General features: G+C 72.1%; 12 protein-coding genes. 5 read left to right on the top strand and 7 right to left on the bottom strand.

Features of this window, described 5'->3' with window-relative positions; all coding sequences use genetic code 11:
* Positions 1–159 precede the first annotated feature (159 nt).
* Positions 160–1050, bottom strand: coding sequence for a GNAT family N-acetyltransferase (locus ACIRDU_RS11735; RefSeq protein ID WP_403577267.1), 891 nt, complete (start codon positions 1048–1050; stop codon positions 160–162).
* Between the two features lie 343 nt (positions 1051–1393).
* Between ACIRDU_RS11735 and ACIRDU_RS11730 the strand changes: the two genes are divergently transcribed.
* Positions 1394–2503 carry a PP2C family protein-serine/threonine phosphatase gene (locus ACIRDU_RS11730; protein WP_403577264.1) on the top strand — a complete coding sequence of 370 codons (1110 nt, stop codon included), beginning with the start codon at positions 1394–1396 and terminating at the stop codon, positions 2501–2503.
* Between the two features lie 137 nt (positions 2504–2640).
* Positions 2641–2847, top strand: a complete 207-nt coding sequence (locus tag ACIRDU_RS11725; RefSeq protein ID WP_403577262.1) for a hypothetical protein — start codon at positions 2641–2643, stop codon at positions 2845–2847.
* A 96-nt stretch (positions 2848–2943) separates the two neighbouring features.
* Here the strand turns inward: ACIRDU_RS11725 and ACIRDU_RS11720 are convergent, their stop codons facing one another.
* Positions 2944–3435, bottom strand: coding sequence for a DUF5709 domain-containing protein (locus ACIRDU_RS11720; RefSeq protein ID WP_403577409.1), 492 nt, complete (start codon positions 3433–3435; stop codon positions 2944–2946).
* Positions 3436–3831: 396 nt separating this feature from the next.
* On the opposite strand from ACIRDU_RS11720, the gene ACIRDU_RS11715 reads away from it, so the two are divergent.
* Genes ACIRDU_RS11715 through ACIRDU_RS11705 form a run of 3 tightly spaced genes read left to right on the top strand, consistent with a single transcriptional unit; the run spans position 3832 to position 6502 of the window.
* Positions 3832–5301, top strand: a complete 1470-nt coding sequence (locus tag ACIRDU_RS11715; protein ID WP_403577260.1) for an APC family permease — start codon at positions 3832–3834, stop codon at positions 5299–5301.
* An 11-nt stretch (positions 5302–5312) separates the two neighbouring features.
* Positions 5313–6284, top strand: a complete 972-nt coding sequence (locus ACIRDU_RS11710) for a hypothetical protein (protein WP_403577257.1) — start codon at positions 5313–5315, stop codon at positions 6282–6284.
* A gap of 35 nt (positions 6285–6319) precedes the next feature.
* Positions 6320–6502, top strand: a complete 183-nt coding sequence (locus ACIRDU_RS11705; RefSeq protein WP_403577254.1) for a hypothetical protein — start codon at positions 6320–6322, stop codon at positions 6500–6502.
* Here the strand turns inward: ACIRDU_RS11705 and ACIRDU_RS11700 are convergent.
* The 5 genes from ACIRDU_RS11700 to ACIRDU_RS11680 form a co-directional block, all read right to left on the bottom strand.
* Positions 6492–7652, bottom strand: a complete 1161-nt coding sequence (locus tag ACIRDU_RS11700) for a HoxN/HupN/NixA family nickel/cobalt transporter (RefSeq protein ID WP_403577252.1) — start codon at positions 7650–7652, stop codon at positions 6492–6494. The genes ACIRDU_RS11705 and ACIRDU_RS11700 overlap by 11 nt on opposite strands.
* 151 nt (positions 7653–7803) lie before the next feature.
* Positions 7804–8652 (bottom strand): proteasome subunit beta, encoded by an 849-nt coding sequence (prcB, locus tag ACIRDU_RS11695; RefSeq protein WP_403577249.1) that lies wholly within the window; start codon positions 8650–8652, stop codon positions 7804–7806.
* A 74-nt stretch (positions 8653–8726) separates the two neighbouring features.
* Positions 8727–10205 (bottom strand): hypothetical protein, encoded by a 1479-nt coding sequence (locus ACIRDU_RS11690; RefSeq protein WP_403577246.1) that lies wholly within the window; start codon positions 10203–10205, stop codon positions 8727–8729.
* Between the two features lie 113 nt (positions 10206–10318).
* Positions 10319–12673 carry a glycoside hydrolase family 65 protein gene (locus ACIRDU_RS11685; protein WP_403577243.1) on the bottom strand — a complete coding sequence of 785 codons (2355 nt, stop codon included), beginning with the start codon at positions 12671–12673 and terminating at the stop codon, positions 10319–10321.
* Positions 12670–13407: an HAD family hydrolase gene (locus ACIRDU_RS11680; RefSeq protein WP_403577241.1), complete on the bottom strand. Its 738-nt coding sequence runs from the start codon at positions 13405–13407 to the stop codon at positions 12670–12672. The genes ACIRDU_RS11685 and ACIRDU_RS11680 overlap by 4 nt, the downstream gene beginning before the upstream one ends.
* Between the last annotated feature and the right edge of the window lie 46 nt (positions 13408–13453).

Here is a 13453-nt window from a genome sequence, read left to right as displayed (position 1 = left end):
TCTCGGCGTGCCGGGCGGGCACCCGCGTACTGGTTGTACTCGGGTGTTCGCCCGGTGCGGCGAGAGTGCGTGCCGGGCGTCGCGGGGCAGGCGGGGACTTTGCGGACACCCCCTAGCCAGGGGGATGTCCTCGACCGGTTTCCCCGGGCGGCGGCCCTGTCACCGCGCCGGGTCGAAGTTGAGCCGCTCCTTCACCACCGGGAAGCCGGCCTTGGCGAAGTTCGCCGCCATCGGGAAGTTGCTCTGATCCGTGGCCGCGGCGACGAACTCCGCCCCCTGTTCGACCAGGAAGTGGGTGCACTCGGCCAGGAGGTCGTAGGCGTAGCCGTGCCCGCGCTGGTCGGGCAGGACACCGATGAAGCCGATGCAGGGGCCGGACGGATTGTGGGCCGGGATGTGGATGCCGACCGTCTCGCCCTGCGGGGTGTAGGCCACCTGCCACCACTCGCGCGGCGACGGGCACCAGTGGAAGAAGTCGAGTTCCTCCTGGGCGGCCTGGTCGAGTCCGCCCTGCTCGATGGCCTTGAGCGCGTGGGCGTCCAGGGTCACGGAGTGGATGCGGCGCAGCGCGTCGAAGAACACCGCGTCGTCCAGTTCGGCGCGGAACTGCAGGCGCCCCGGCCGCTCGGGCAAGCCGCGCTCGGGGGTCCAGCGGTACAGGAGGCGTTCGACCAGGAGGTCGTAGCCGGCCTTGCGGGCGGCGGTGAGGCGGGTCTCGGCGGCGGCGCGCAGGTCCGGCTCGTCGCGCCAGCCGACGGGCAGGTTCAGCTCCAGTTCGACCTGCCAGGGGGCGGAGCGCAGGAGTGCGGCGCCCGCTTCCTCCTCGCCTTCGGCCACGTCGAACCAGTTGAGGTTGACGGGCTCGGTGTCGTCGGGTCCGCCCCACCAGGCGCCGCGGGCGACGACACGGCCGTCGCGCAGGGCCACGCGCTTCCAGTCGGGTCGGTGCCGCGTCAGCCGGTGGCCCTCACGGGCGCCCAGCGGGTCGGGCAGGGTGTCGAAGAGATCGGCGTCGCTCGTGTCGAGCGCGCGGATGACCAGATCGGTCATGGGATGTCCTCCGGGACGCATGCTGCTCGGAGCGCTCCCGGTCAGTCGAGGCACGCCGGGACAACGGGGAGGGAGCGCGGAAACGGTGTGAACTGCACGGCTCTGCCCTCCTTCCGCTGGTCTCGGGGCGTGGCGCGCCACACGCTACGGGATCACCGGCGGGCCGTCCATCGAATTCCCCGCCCGGCTCGACTGCTCCTCGGGAGGCGGTCGAGCGACGGCTCCCCCGGGCTTCAGGCCGGCGCGCACGCCCTTCAGGACGAGCCCACGGCCGCCCGCACCGCCGCCCGCGCCGGCGCGGGCCCGGCGTGCGGCGGCCGGTCGGGCGTAGCAGCGTGGTGGTGTGAGCAGTGTGCGCGGCCGGCTGGCGCGCCGGGACCCGGACCGGCGGGGCTGGCTGCGCGGCGCACCGCCGCCCGGCTGGGCCCGGGTGCTGCCGTCGGCACTGCTGGCGGGCGTGTGCGCGGCGGAGCTGATCAGCCCGGAGCCGCTCGACATCGGCTTCCTCCTGGGCGCCATCCCGCCCCTGGCCGTGCTGGCGCACGGACCGGTGGCGACGGCGGTGCTCGGAGCGCTGGTCGTGGTCGTGCTGACCGTGCCCGTCTTCAACCTCGACGATCCCGGTAGTACCGACCTTCTGACCGTGTGCTTCGTCTCGGTGCTGAGTGTGCTGCTGTCGTACGTCCGTACCAGGCGGGACGCGCAGTTGGTCACCGAGCGGAGCGTCGCCGAGGCCGCGCAGCGGGCCGTGGTGCCGCCGCTGCCCGAGCGGGTCGGGCCGGTGCGGTGCGCGGGTCTGTACCGGACCGCACAGAGCGGGACGCTGGTCGGCGGCGACTTCTTCGACGTACGGGCGGGCCCCTACGGCGTGCGGGCGGTCATGGGCGATGTGCAGGGGCACGGGCTGTCGGCCGTCGCCACGGTCGCGTCGCTGCTGGGGGCCTTCCGGGAGGCGGTGCTGGACCAGCCGGACCCGGAGGCGGTGGCGGCCCGGCTCGACCGGAGGCTGGCGGTGGACGCGGCGGGCGAGCCGCACGCCGAGCTGTTCGCGACGGCGGTGCTGCTCGACTTCTCCGCCGACGCCCGGCTGGTGCGGATCGTGGCGTGCGGGCAGGTCGGACCGCTGCTGCTGCGGGACGGGCGGGCCGTGGAGCTGGACGTCGAGCCGTGCACGCCGCTCGGTCTCGGCCTCGCCGAAGTCGCGCCGCCCCGGGTCGTCTCGGTGCCGCTGAGAGCCGGTGACCGGCTCTTCCTGGCCTCCGACGGCGTCACCGAGGCCAGGGACGCCGACGGGGTCTTCTACCCGCTGGTGGAGCGGCTGCCCGGCCTCGTCGCCGAGGACCCGGTCGCGCTGGCCGAGCGGGTCTGGACCGACCTCGTGCGGCACTGCCCGGACGTACGGGACGACGTCACGATGCTGGTGCTCGCGCCCCGCCCGCAGGACGGGCCCTGACAGCGGCGGCCGGCCGTGCGCGGGGCCGGGTCCGCGCTCTCCGGATGCACGCCGCGCTCCCGCGGGGAATGGTGATAGCGGACCCGTTTTTCAGCACCGGGGCCGCACCAGAGATCCGGACCCTAGGAGCAGAGAACATGTCGACATCACAGCCCGCCGCGTCCCTGCCGCCCGAGGACCGCGCCACCCCGGACCGCCTGCTCCACGCCCGCACCGGCACCGACGTCTCGCCGGAGGACCTCGTCCTCGCCTCGGGCAAGGACCTCACCCCGCACAACATCGAGTGGGCCAAGCGCAAGCTGGCCGCGGAGGGACCTGCCGCCCTCGAGAAGATGCTCCCCTAGGGCCTGTCGGCACACGGGAGGCCACCGGCCCGGCACGGATACGTCCGGGGGCGGTGGCCTCGCGTGATCCGGCGTGACCTCACGCCGGCGGGCGGTTCACCCTCTGCCGTCGTCCTCGGGCAGGACGCTGTCCTCCTCGACCACGTGCACGGCGGCCTCCTCCGCGCCGGCCGCGCCACCGTCGATACCGACGTCGGCCGCGACGCTCTCCTTCGTGGTGTCGGCATGGGCCCCCTCGTCCGGGGCGACCAGACGGCCGGCCCGGACGGTGCCCGCCTCGGGATCCACCGGTTCGCCGTCGCCGTCGGGGCTGTCGCCCACGCCGTCCCCGACGGGTTCGGCGGACACGTCGGGGACCTCCTGGGCGAGCCGCTCGTCGAGCGTCTCGCCCTCGTGCTGCTCGGCGGCGGTGGTGCCGCGCTTGGTGACGCCGAGGGGCTTCTCCGGCGGGGAGTAGCCCTCGTCGAGGGTGTCGTCGTAGGTCCGTTCGTCGACGGCGTCCTGAAGGTCCAGCGGCGCGGCGTCCTCCTGCTCCTCGTTGGTCCCGGTGGGCTGGTACACGTCGTCCGCCATCGGTTCCGGGCGCATCGGTTCCGTGCCCATCGCTCCTGCCTCCTTGTCGCGCTGCGTCGACTCGTTCGTCTCTGCTGTCCGTTCCGCGTTTCCCGTAACGCGGGCTCTAACCTCGGCGGATGTCCCCCGGCCGGGAAGGCGCCGAAAGTCCCGCGGACCGGCAGGAGTTCCAGAACCGCGGCAGCCCCGGACATTACCCACCGGTCAATCTTGAAACATCAATGAGTGGGGCTATCATCACTCGCAACACGGTGTGACCGACTGCCGACGCGGCGGAAGCACGGTATCCACCACCCCTTCGTCATCGCCCCCGGCCCCGAGGCCTCCGTCCGGCGGCGAGCTCCAACCCCCCCAACGCCGTCGGGACGGCCTGCCCGCCTCCGGTGGTGCACAAGTGAAAGCAGCGCATCCATGAGCAACAGCAGGGGCAGAGGGCTGCAGGCCAATGTCCTCGGCACGTTCGACACGGTGGTGATGGCGGTCGCGGGCAGCGCCCCGGCGTACTCGCTGGCCGCGACCACCGCCGTCCTGGTCGGCGCGGTGGGGCTGGCCAGCCCGGCCGCCCTGCTGTACTGCGCGATACCCATGCTGGGCATCGCGCTGGCGTTCAGCTACCTCGGCCGGATCGACGTCAACGCGGGCGCCAGCTACTCGTGGGTGGGGCGCACGCTCCACCCCTTCCTGGGCTTCATCAGCGGCTGGGCGCTGGTGATCTCCGCGACGATCTTCATGGTGGCCGGTTCGCTGCCCGCCGGATCCATGACGCTCGCGCTCTTCGACGACAAGCTCGCCGAGAACACCGCGCTGGCCACGGTGGTCGGCGCGGCCTGGTTCCTCGTCATGCTGTGCGTGGTGCTCGGCGGCGCCCGGCTGACCGTCCGGGCACAGCTGATCATGTCGGGTGTCGAACTCGTCATCCTGGCGCTGTTCGCGGTGCTCGCCTTCTTCCACACGGGCAACGCCCGCGCCTTCGACTGGTCGTGGCTGGGCTTCTCCCACTTCGACGGCATGGCCGGCTTCGCCTCGGGCGCACTGATCGCCGCGTTCTACTACTGGGGCTGGGACGTCACCAGCAACCTCAGCGAGGAGACCCGCAACAGCCGCCGGACGACGGGCCTCGCGGGCCTGATCGGGGTGGGCATCGTCTTCCTGCTGTTCGAGGTGTTCACCATCGCGGTGAACGTCATCCTGTCCTCGAAGCAGATCGAGGAGAACGACGCGAACGTGCTGGCGGTGCTCGGCGAGGAGATCTGGCCGGGCTGGGGCGGCAAACTCCTGATCGTGGCCGTGATGCTGTCCACCATCGCCACCCTGGAGACCACCCTCATCCAGGTCACGCGCTCGCTGTTCGCGATGGGCCGGGACCGTACGATGCCGTCCGCGCTGGGCCGGGTGCACCGCCGGTGGAACACGCCGTGGGTGGCGATCGTGGTGGTGGGGGCGGTGGCGCTGGTGATGTTCATCGCCTCCAACGCGCTGGGGTCGGTGGGTGAGATCCTCTCCGACGCCATCTCGGCGATCGGCCTGCAGATCGCGGTCTACTACGGTCTCGCGGGGCTCGCGGTGGTCGTCGCATACCGGAAGATGCTGCTGAAGTCCCCGGCCAACTTCGTCTTCGGCGGCCTGTGGCCGCTGTGCGGCGCCCTGTTCATGTTCTGGGTGTTCGTGGAGTCGCTGGGCGAACTGAGCAGCGCCGCGGTCACGATCGGCATCGGCGGCCTCGCGGTCGGGCTGGTCCCCATGCTCTGGTACTGGCGGCAGGGCAGCGACTACTACCGGCCCGCGAAACTGGACGCCTCGCGCGCGGTCGAGACGGACTACGTCCCCGACGAACAGGACGCGCACGCCCGGGTCCACGAAGGTCTGCCCACCGACTTCTGAGAGGAACCCCGATGGCGCGAGGCAGTCTCAGACGTGGTTTCACTCCCGACTTCGACCCCGACTGCGGGGACACCGACCTCACCTCCGCCCGCCAGGACGTCGTGATCGGCCGCTGGCAGGGGCTGCGGGACCTGCTGGGCGCCACCCACTGCGACTGGGCGGCCCGGGGGCACCGGATCCGGCTGCTCGCGCAGGCCTGTGCGGGCAGTTCGACGGTGGAGTCCTGGCTCTCGGCGGACGCCCACAGTGCCGACGCGCTGGTGCTGCGGGCGGCGACCGAGACGGCCCGCGCCTTCAACGTGGCCATCGCGGCGGGGCGGGGCGTGCCGGTCGACCCGCACCGCGTGGACGCCACGGTGCTGGCCTGTCTGACGGCGGCGCAGGCGTACCCGGAGGATCCGACGCCGTGGGTGTCGCTGATCTCGGTGGCGCGCCTGTACCCGTCGGGGGTGCGCCGGCAGGAACTGGGGCGCTGGTGGGACGAGTTGCACGGACGCGACCCGTACAGCGTCGAGGGGCACCTTCAGGTGCTGCACTACTACTCGGCGCGCTGGCACGGCACGCACGGCCTGATGTACGACTTCGCCCGGGACGCGGCCGGGGTGGCACCGCCCGGCTGCCCACTTCCGGTGCTGGTGCAGTACGCCCGGGTCGAGGAGTACCGCTTCGCCCTGGACGCGGCACAGGGCAGGCACTCCGCCGTGGGACTCTCGCAGCACTGGAACCACGACGGTGCGGTGAGCGACCTGCGGCGGACCTGGCAGCGCTGGGTCATGAGCCGGAAGGAGAGCGCGATCGCGCCCGCAGAACTGCGCGACTTCAGCTACCTGGCGCACGCGGCCTGTTCCGCCGGCGCCACGGACATCGCGGGCATCCTCCTGGGCATGCTGGGGACCCGCGCGACCCGCACGCCCTGGTCGTACACGGGCGATGCGGAGAAGCAGATCGTCAAGTGGCGCAAGGAGCTGCGGCTGGGGGCCTGAGCGCCGGACTGTAGTCTCCCCGCCGGGAGGGCGCCATGGCTGATGACGGCTGGTACGAGGACGGCGACACGGTCCGGGAGGCCGAGCGCGGGCGCCGAGTCGCCCGGATCGGGATGTCCGTGGTGACGGGCCTGTTCGGTGCGGTCGTACTCGCGGTGGTCGCCGTCGCCCTGGCGGTGGTCCTCGCGCTCGGCTACGCCATGGCCGTCATGGACTGACGCCGCGCCCCGGCCCGGCCAGGTCCCCCGACCACTTCTCCTCGATGCGCCCGACCCTCCACACCACCAGCGCCACCACCCACGTGGCGCAGAACAGGGCGACGACCACGTAGCCGAGGACGTTGAGGTCGAGGCCGGAGATCCAGTCCCAGAAGCGGCCGTGCAGTCCGAACCGCCCGGCGAGGAGCCCGAGGAGTTCCACCGTGCCGATGAGCAGGGCCACGGCGACGGACAGGCCGGTGATGGTGAGGTTGTAGTAGACCTTGCGGACGGGCTTGGAGAAGGCCCAGCCGTAGGCGAAGTTCATGAACGAGCCGTCGATGGTGTCGAGGAGGCACATCCCCGCGGCGAACAGGACGGGCAGGCACAGGATCGCGTACCAGGGCAGGCCCGAGGCGGCGCCGGAGCCGGCCAGGACGAGCAGGGCGATCTCGGTGGCGGTGTCGAAGCCGAGGCCGAACAGCAGGCCCAGCGGGTACATGTGCCAAGGCTTGGACACCGACTTCATGACGCGGCCCAGCAGGCGGTTCATGAAGCCGCGTTTGTTCAGCTGCTCTTCGAGTGCGGCCTCGTCGTAGCGGCCCGAGCGCATGGCGCGGAACACCTTCCAGATACCGGCCAGGATGACGAGGTTGACGCCCGCGATGAGGTACAGGAACGTCCCGGAGACGGTCGTGCCGATCAGGCCGGTGACGTCGTGCAGTGCGGAGCCGTCGTCGCGGACCGGCCCGGCCAGGGTCTTCACGCCGAGGGTGAGCAGGAAGGCCAGGGCGAAGACGATGCTGGAATGGCCGAGGGAGAACCAGAAGCCGACCGACAGCGGCCGCTGTCCCTCTCCCATCAGCTTGCGGGTGGTGTTGTCGATGGCGGCGATGTGGTCGGCGTCGAAGGCGTGCCGCATGCCGAGCGTGTACGCGGTGACGCCGATGCCGACGCCGAAGGTCTGCGTCCCGATGGCGCGGTGTTCCGGGGCGACGATCGCGACGAGGGTGAACCAGCCGATCACGTGCAGGGCCAGGATGAAGGCCGCCATCCCCCCGGCCCTGGTCCACTCCCGCCGCGTCATGGAGGTGCGGACGCGGTGCCAGGCCGTGCGCTGGGCGGGGGCCGGGGCGGGGAGGGGCGGAGTGGACTCAGGGGCGGCCGTCATCGGGGGGAAGGGTCTTTCTGTCGGACGGACGGCTGCGGTACACAGCCTCGTGCCATCCTCCGGTACCTGCAAGTCATGTGCAGTAAAGCCCGTGACAGGTCTTGCCCATGGAACCGGAAACTCCGCCCGCGGCCGGCTTGCCGGGCGGGTGTCAGATCTCGGCGTTCGGCCCGTCCGGCCGGGTGTGCCGCCGCTCCACCATCTCGCGGCTTAGCTCTTCCGTCTCGGCCTCGGCGAGCCGCTCGAAGCCGTCCTCGGTGATGACGGAGACGATCGGGTAGATGCGGCGGGTGAGGTCGGGGCCACCGGTCGCGGAGTCGTCGTCCGCCGCGTCGTACAGCGCCTGAAGGGCGGCCAGGGCGGCCTCGCGACGGGACATGCCCGGGCGGTAGAGCTTCTTCAACGCACCCCGGGCGTACGGCGATCCGGAGCCCTCGGCGTGGAAGCCGAACTTCTCGTAGCGGCCGCCGGCGACGTCGAAGGAGAAGATGCGGCCCGGCTCGCCCCTGGGGGCCGCGGGGTCGTAGCCGGCGAGCAGCGGGACGACCGCGAGGCCCTGCATGGCCTGGCCCAGGTTGTTCCGGATCATGGTGGCCAGCCGGGTCGCCTTCGCGGCGAGGGTCATGGGGATGCCCTCGATCTTCTCGAAGTGGGCGAGCTCGACCTGATACAGCTTCACCATGTCCACCGCGAGCCCGACCGTGCCCGCGAAGGCGACCGCGCTGTGGTCGTCGGCGGGGTGCACCTTCTCCAGGTCGCGCTGGGCGATCAGGTTGCCCATCGTCGCCCGCCGGTCGCCCGCGATCAGCACGCCGTCCCGGTAGGTGAGGGCCAGCACGGTCGTGCCGTGCGGGGCGCCCTGCGCGCGGACGCCGTGCGGAAGGACGCGCCGGGTGCTCAGCAGTTCGGGGCGGTGGGCCGCCAGGAAGTCCGTGAAGGACGAGGAACCCGGAGTGAAGAACTCCTCCCCCAGCCTGCCCTCGTGGTCGCTCGCCGCCATGCCGTTCCCCCCTCGGTCGTGACCGTCCTCCGACTCCTACCTGAGCCGGGCCGGCGTGAAACGCGCGTGAGATGTCAGGGGCGGGGTGCGACGCGGACGTCCAGGTCCGAGATCCGGTGGACGGGCCAGGAGCGGGCGTAGCGGGGCGGGGTGCCGCCGGCCGGCGCCAAGTGGGCGACCGGGAGCCGGTCCGCGGTGCGCAGGATGCCGGCCACGGTGATGTTCTCGTTGTTGCCGGACGTCGCCCCCGAGGAGCAGCCGGTGTAATAACCGATGGGAATGGCCTCGTGGCCGGTGAGCAGACAGGGCGAGCGGACGCCGAGCCCGTGCAGGGCGTCGGCTGTGCGGTCCCAGTCGCGGCGGCTCTCGGTGTTGCGGGAGACGGCGCCGTGCAGCACGGCGAGCTGCGCCGCGAGGTGCCCGGCCAGGCAGAGCGCGACGAGCGTGGCGGCCACCGGGCGCCAGGTTCCGCCCGGGGCTTTGACCAGGTGCCACAGGGCGTCGGCGACCGGGATCGCGAGCAGTGCGTAGGCCGGCTGGAGGAAGCGCGGGGCCGCGTAGCCGATCATGAAGAGATACGGCAGGGCGGCCGTGGTGGCGCAGGCCAGCGGGACCAGGGTCCGTTCCAGGCGTCGGGCCCGGGCCGCGACGACCAGCCCGAGGCCGGCCAGGACGGGCAGGGCGAACCACCAGAGGGTGACCAGGGGGTTGGGCATCGGGCCGGTGCACGGCCGGCACAGGGCCCGTCCGCCCAGGCTGCGCAGCTGGTCGTCGACGGCGATCTGCCAGCCCAGTCCGCCCTGGATGCGGGAGGCCTCCGCCAGCCGTTCTCCCAGACCGCCGTAGCCGACGTACGCCTCGATCACCCACGGCACGGCACCGGCCGCGAGGCCTGCGGCGAGCACGAGGAGGATGCGCCAGTGGCGGCGCACCAGGGCGAGCACCAGCAGCGGCACGGCCACGTGGGCCGCGTCGGTGGGACGCATCCACGCCATGAGCGCGGCTCCGGCCGCGATGCCCCACAGGACCGCCCCGGCAGAACGTTCCTCCCGGGCGCGCAGGAAGCAGCCGACGCTGATCAGGGCGCCGATCGCGACCCAGTAGTTGGGCATGGCCTGCGGACCGTAGAAGAGGGTCAGCCACAGGGACGCGAAGAGGGCCCCGGCGACGACCAGGACACGGGTCGGGAACAGGCCACGCCAGCAGCGCAGGGCCAGGTAGAGGGCGAGGCCGGACAGCAGGGCGAGGTAGACGCGCAGCAGCGGGACGGACGACGACCAGGACGCGACGGGCGCGACCAGCAGTGAGACCCCGCGAGAGCGGGGGGCGCTGAAGAAGGCCGCGGGGTGGTGGGAGGTGACCTGGCTGACGTAGACGATCTCGTCCCAGCCGAGGCCCAGGACGGGCCGGACGAGGGCGAGCTGCGCGAGGGTGAAGACGGCGGCCAGCACGGCGAGCGGCCGGGTGCCGCGCACCACGATGCCGGCGCGCGGCCCGGCCGCCTGCTCGCGTCTTCGCCTTCGAACGAGGATGGCGTTCGCGCCGTCAGGCATGTTCCGCCCCTTACCCCGACGTGTTCCGATGATCCTAAATCACGATCAAGCTAACCCGCGGGGCGGGGGTACGCAGGGCGGAACTCGGCCAATCGACTGACCCGGGCGGTGGGTCAGCGGGCGTTCGGAGCGCGGTGCGGGGGCTGGCTCGGGGCCGGACGGTGGGTCGGCTCGGGAAGGGGCCGGGAGACGGGGGCGTCCTCGCTCACCGTCAGCTCGGTGCCGTGGTGCCGAATGGTCAGGGGCATGCCGGAGTTCAGCGTGTACGTGGCCTGGTCGGCGGTCAGTTCCACGCGCAGGCACCGGCCGAGAAAACCCACCCTGAAGGCGAGCCGGCTGTACCGCTCGGGCAGGCGTGGCGCGAACCGCAGGGTGCCGTCGCTGCACCGCATGCCGCCGAACCCGGCGACCAGCGCCATCCAGGTGCCGGCCAGCGAGGCGATGTGCAGTCCGTCGCGGGTGTTGTGCTCCAGGTCGCCGAGGTCCATCAGCGCGGCCTCGGCCGTGTAGTCGCCGGCCAGGTCGAGATGGCCGGCCCGGGCTGCCATGACGGCCTGGATGCAGGCGGACAGGGAGGAGTCGCGGACGGTCAGCGGCTCGTAGTAGGCGAAGTTGCGGGCGATCTGCTCCTCGTCGAAGTACTCCTCGAAGAAGCTGCCGCAGGTGTACATCGCCAGCACCAGGTCCGCCTGCTTGATGACCTGCTTGCGGTACAGGTCGAAGTAGGGGAAGTGGAGCATCAGGGGGTACTGGTCCGGACCGGTGCGGTCGAAGTCCCAGCGCTGGTAGCGGGTGAAGCCCGCGTGCTGCTCGTGCACCCGCAGTTCCTCGTTGTACGGGACGTGCATGGCCTCGGCGGCATCCCGCCAGGCGGCCCGCTCCTCCTCGTCGGCGCCGAGCCGCGCGGCCTCGTCGGGGTGGCGTTTGCAGGCGTCGGCGGCGGCCAGCAGGTTGGCCCGGGCCATGAGGTTGGTGTACGTGTTGTCGTCGGCGATGGCGCTGTACTCGTCCGGACCGGTGACGCCGTCGATGTGGAAGGCGCCCCGGTCGTCGTGGTGACCGAGGGAGCGCCACAGCCGGGCCGTCTCCACCAGCAGTTCCACGCCGACCTCGCGCTCGAAAGTCTCGTCGCCGGTGACGGCCACGTAGCGCACGACGGCGTCGGCGATGTCGGCGCCGACGTGGAAGGCGGCCGTGCCGGCCGGCCAGTACGCGGAGCCTTCCGAGCCCTCGATGGTGCGCCAGGGGAACGCGGCGCCGCGCAGGCCGAGCTGGGCGGCGCGTTCCCGGGCGGCGGGCAGGGTGTCCAGGCGCCAGCGCAGGGCCTCGGCGGCGGACTTCGGCGCGGTGTAGGTCAGCAGGGGCAGCACGAACGCCTCGGTGTCCCAGAAGGCGTGGCCGTCGTAGCCGGAGCCGGTGAGGCCCTTGGCGGGAATGGCGCGCTGTTCGGCGCGGGCGCCGGCCTGGAGGACGTGGAACAGGGCGAAGCGGACGGCCTGCTGGATCTCCTCGTCGCCGTCGATCTCGACGTCGGCGCGCGCCCAGAAGTCGTCGAGGTAGGCCCGCTGGTCCTCCAGGAGTCCCGCCCAGCCGCTGTGCCCGGCCGCCGCCAGGGCCGCCTCGACCTGGTCGCTCATCGCGGGCCGGGAGCGGGCGCCGGACCAGCCGTGTGCGACCAGCTTCTCCACGCGCAGCCGCTCACCGGGCTCCAGCACGGAGGTGATGGTCAGGCGGGCCACGTCCACGTTGCTCTCGCTGCTCGTGGTGGTCCGTTCGGGGCCGGTGACGGTGTGGTCGGCGGCCACGGCGACCCTGAGGCCGCTGCGGCGCGTGCGGTGGACCAGGCGCAGCCGGCTGCCCGTGGCGAGGCCCTCCTCCGGTTCCAGCGGCGACTTCAGCGCCTTGGCGGCGCGCGGGTCGCCGTCCGGCTCGGGCAGGCTCTCGTTGGCGACGAGTTCCGACTGGACGACCACGCGGGTTCGGCTGTCGACGGGCTCCACCTCGTACGCCACGGCGGCTATCGCACGCTGGGTGAGGGACACGAGCCGCGTGGAGCGCACCCGGACCGTCGACCCGGCCGGGGAGGTCCATTCGCAGACCCGCTCCAGGACGCCCCGCCGCAGGTCGAGGGTCCGCTCGTGGGTGACGAGCCGCCCGTAGCGCAGGTCGAACGGCTCGTCGTCGACCAGGAGCCGCAGCACCTTGCCGTTGGTGACGTTGATGGACGTCTGGCCGGACTCCGGGTAGCCGTAGCCGGCCTCGGCGTACGGCAGCGGGTGCAGTTCGTGGACGCCGTTGAGGTAGGAGCCGGGCAGGCCGTGCGGTTCGCCCTCGTCGAGGTTGCCGCGCCAGCCGATGTGGCCGTTGGACAGGGCGAACACGGACTCGCTCTGCGCCAGGACGTCGAGGTTGAGTTCCGTCTCGCGTACGGTCCAGGGCTCGACTGTGTACGCCCGCTGTGTGATCACTCCGTGTCCCCCAGTTCGGCGAGGTCCTTCACCACGATGTCGGCGCCGTGCTCGTACAGCGCGTCGGTCTGCCCGACCCGGTCGACTCCCACGACGTACCCGAAACGGCCCGCGCGGCCCGCGTCCATACCGGCCAGGGCGTCCTCGAAGACGGCCGCTGCGGACGGCTCGACGCCGAGGTCCTCGGCGGCGGCGAGGAACGTGTCGGGGTGCGGCTTGCCGGGCAGCTCGCGCTCGGCGGCGACCACACCGTCGATGCGTACGTCGAAGAAGTGCTCGGCGCCGATCGAGCGGAGCACGTCACGGCAGTTGGCGCTGGAGGAGACGATCGCGGTGCTCATTCCGTGGGCCCGGACGGCCTCCAGATAGCGCAGGGTCCCGTCGTAGGCCTCGACGCCGTCGGTGCGGATCTTCTCCAGGACCAGCTCGTTCTTGCGGTTGCCCAGTCCGTGCACCGTCTGGGCGCCCGGTGGGTCGTCCGGGCCGCCGTCGGGCAGGTCGATGCCGCGGGAGGCGAGGAAGGTGCGCACGCCGTCGGCGCGTGGTCGCCCGTCGACATACCGGTCGTAGTCAGCCGCCTCGAACGGCCGGAAGTCCGCGCCGTCACGCTCACGCAGAAAGGCGTCGAACATCTCCTTCCAGGCGGCCGCGTGCACGACGGCCGTCTTGGTGACGACGCCGTCGAGGTCGAAGAGACAGGCGTGGATGTCTTCGGGGAGACCGAGCTGCGTCATACAGGTCCGGTTCCCCACCCGGCGATGTTCCAGTGAGTGGCGCACG

Source organism: Streptomyces sp. NPDC093598 (assembly GCF_044764825.1).
In the GTDB taxonomy this organism is placed as follows: domain Bacteria; phylum Actinomycetota; class Actinomycetes; order Streptomycetales; family Streptomycetaceae; genus Streptomyces.
The sequence above is the reverse complement of the archived record's forward strand: the minus strand, read 5'-3'. Positions and strand labels throughout refer to the sequence as shown.

Coding starts and splice junctions, on each gene's coding strand:
- ACIRDU_RS11720 (WP_403577409.1), bottom strand. CDS start 3,435: ATGCGCCCGGAACCGATGGCGGACGACGTGTACCAGCCCACCGGGACC.
- ACIRDU_RS11705 (WP_403577254.1), top strand. CDS start 6,320: ATGGCTGATGACGGCTGGTACGAGGACGGCGACACGGTCCGGGAGGCC.
- ACIRDU_RS11690 (WP_403577246.1), bottom strand. CDS start 10,205: ATGCCTGACGGCGCGAACGCCATCCTCGTTCGAAGGCGAAGACGCGAG.
- ACIRDU_RS11735 (WP_403577267.1), bottom strand. CDS start 1,050: ATGACCGATCTGGTCATCCGCGCGCTCGACACGAGCGACGCCGATCTC.
- ACIRDU_RS11680 (WP_403577241.1), bottom strand. CDS start 13,407: ATGACGCAGCTCGGTCTCCCCGAAGACATCCACGCCTGTCTCTTCGAC.
- ACIRDU_RS11700 (WP_403577252.1), bottom strand. CDS start 7,652: ATGACGGCCGCCCCTGAGTCCACTCCGCCCCTCCCCGCCCCGGCCCCC.
- ACIRDU_RS11715 (WP_403577260.1), top strand. CDS start 3,832: ATGAGCAACAGCAGGGGCAGAGGGCTGCAGGCCAATGTCCTCGGCACG.
- ACIRDU_RS11725 (WP_403577262.1), top strand. CDS start 2,641: ATGTCGACATCACAGCCCGCCGCGTCCCTGCCGCCCGAGGACCGCGCC.
- ACIRDU_RS11710 (WP_403577257.1), top strand. CDS start 5,313: ATGGCGCGAGGCAGTCTCAGACGTGGTTTCACTCCCGACTTCGACCCC.
- prcB (WP_403577249.1), bottom strand. CDS start 8,652: ATGGCGGCGAGCGACCACGAGGGCAGGCTGGGGGAGGAGTTCTTCACT.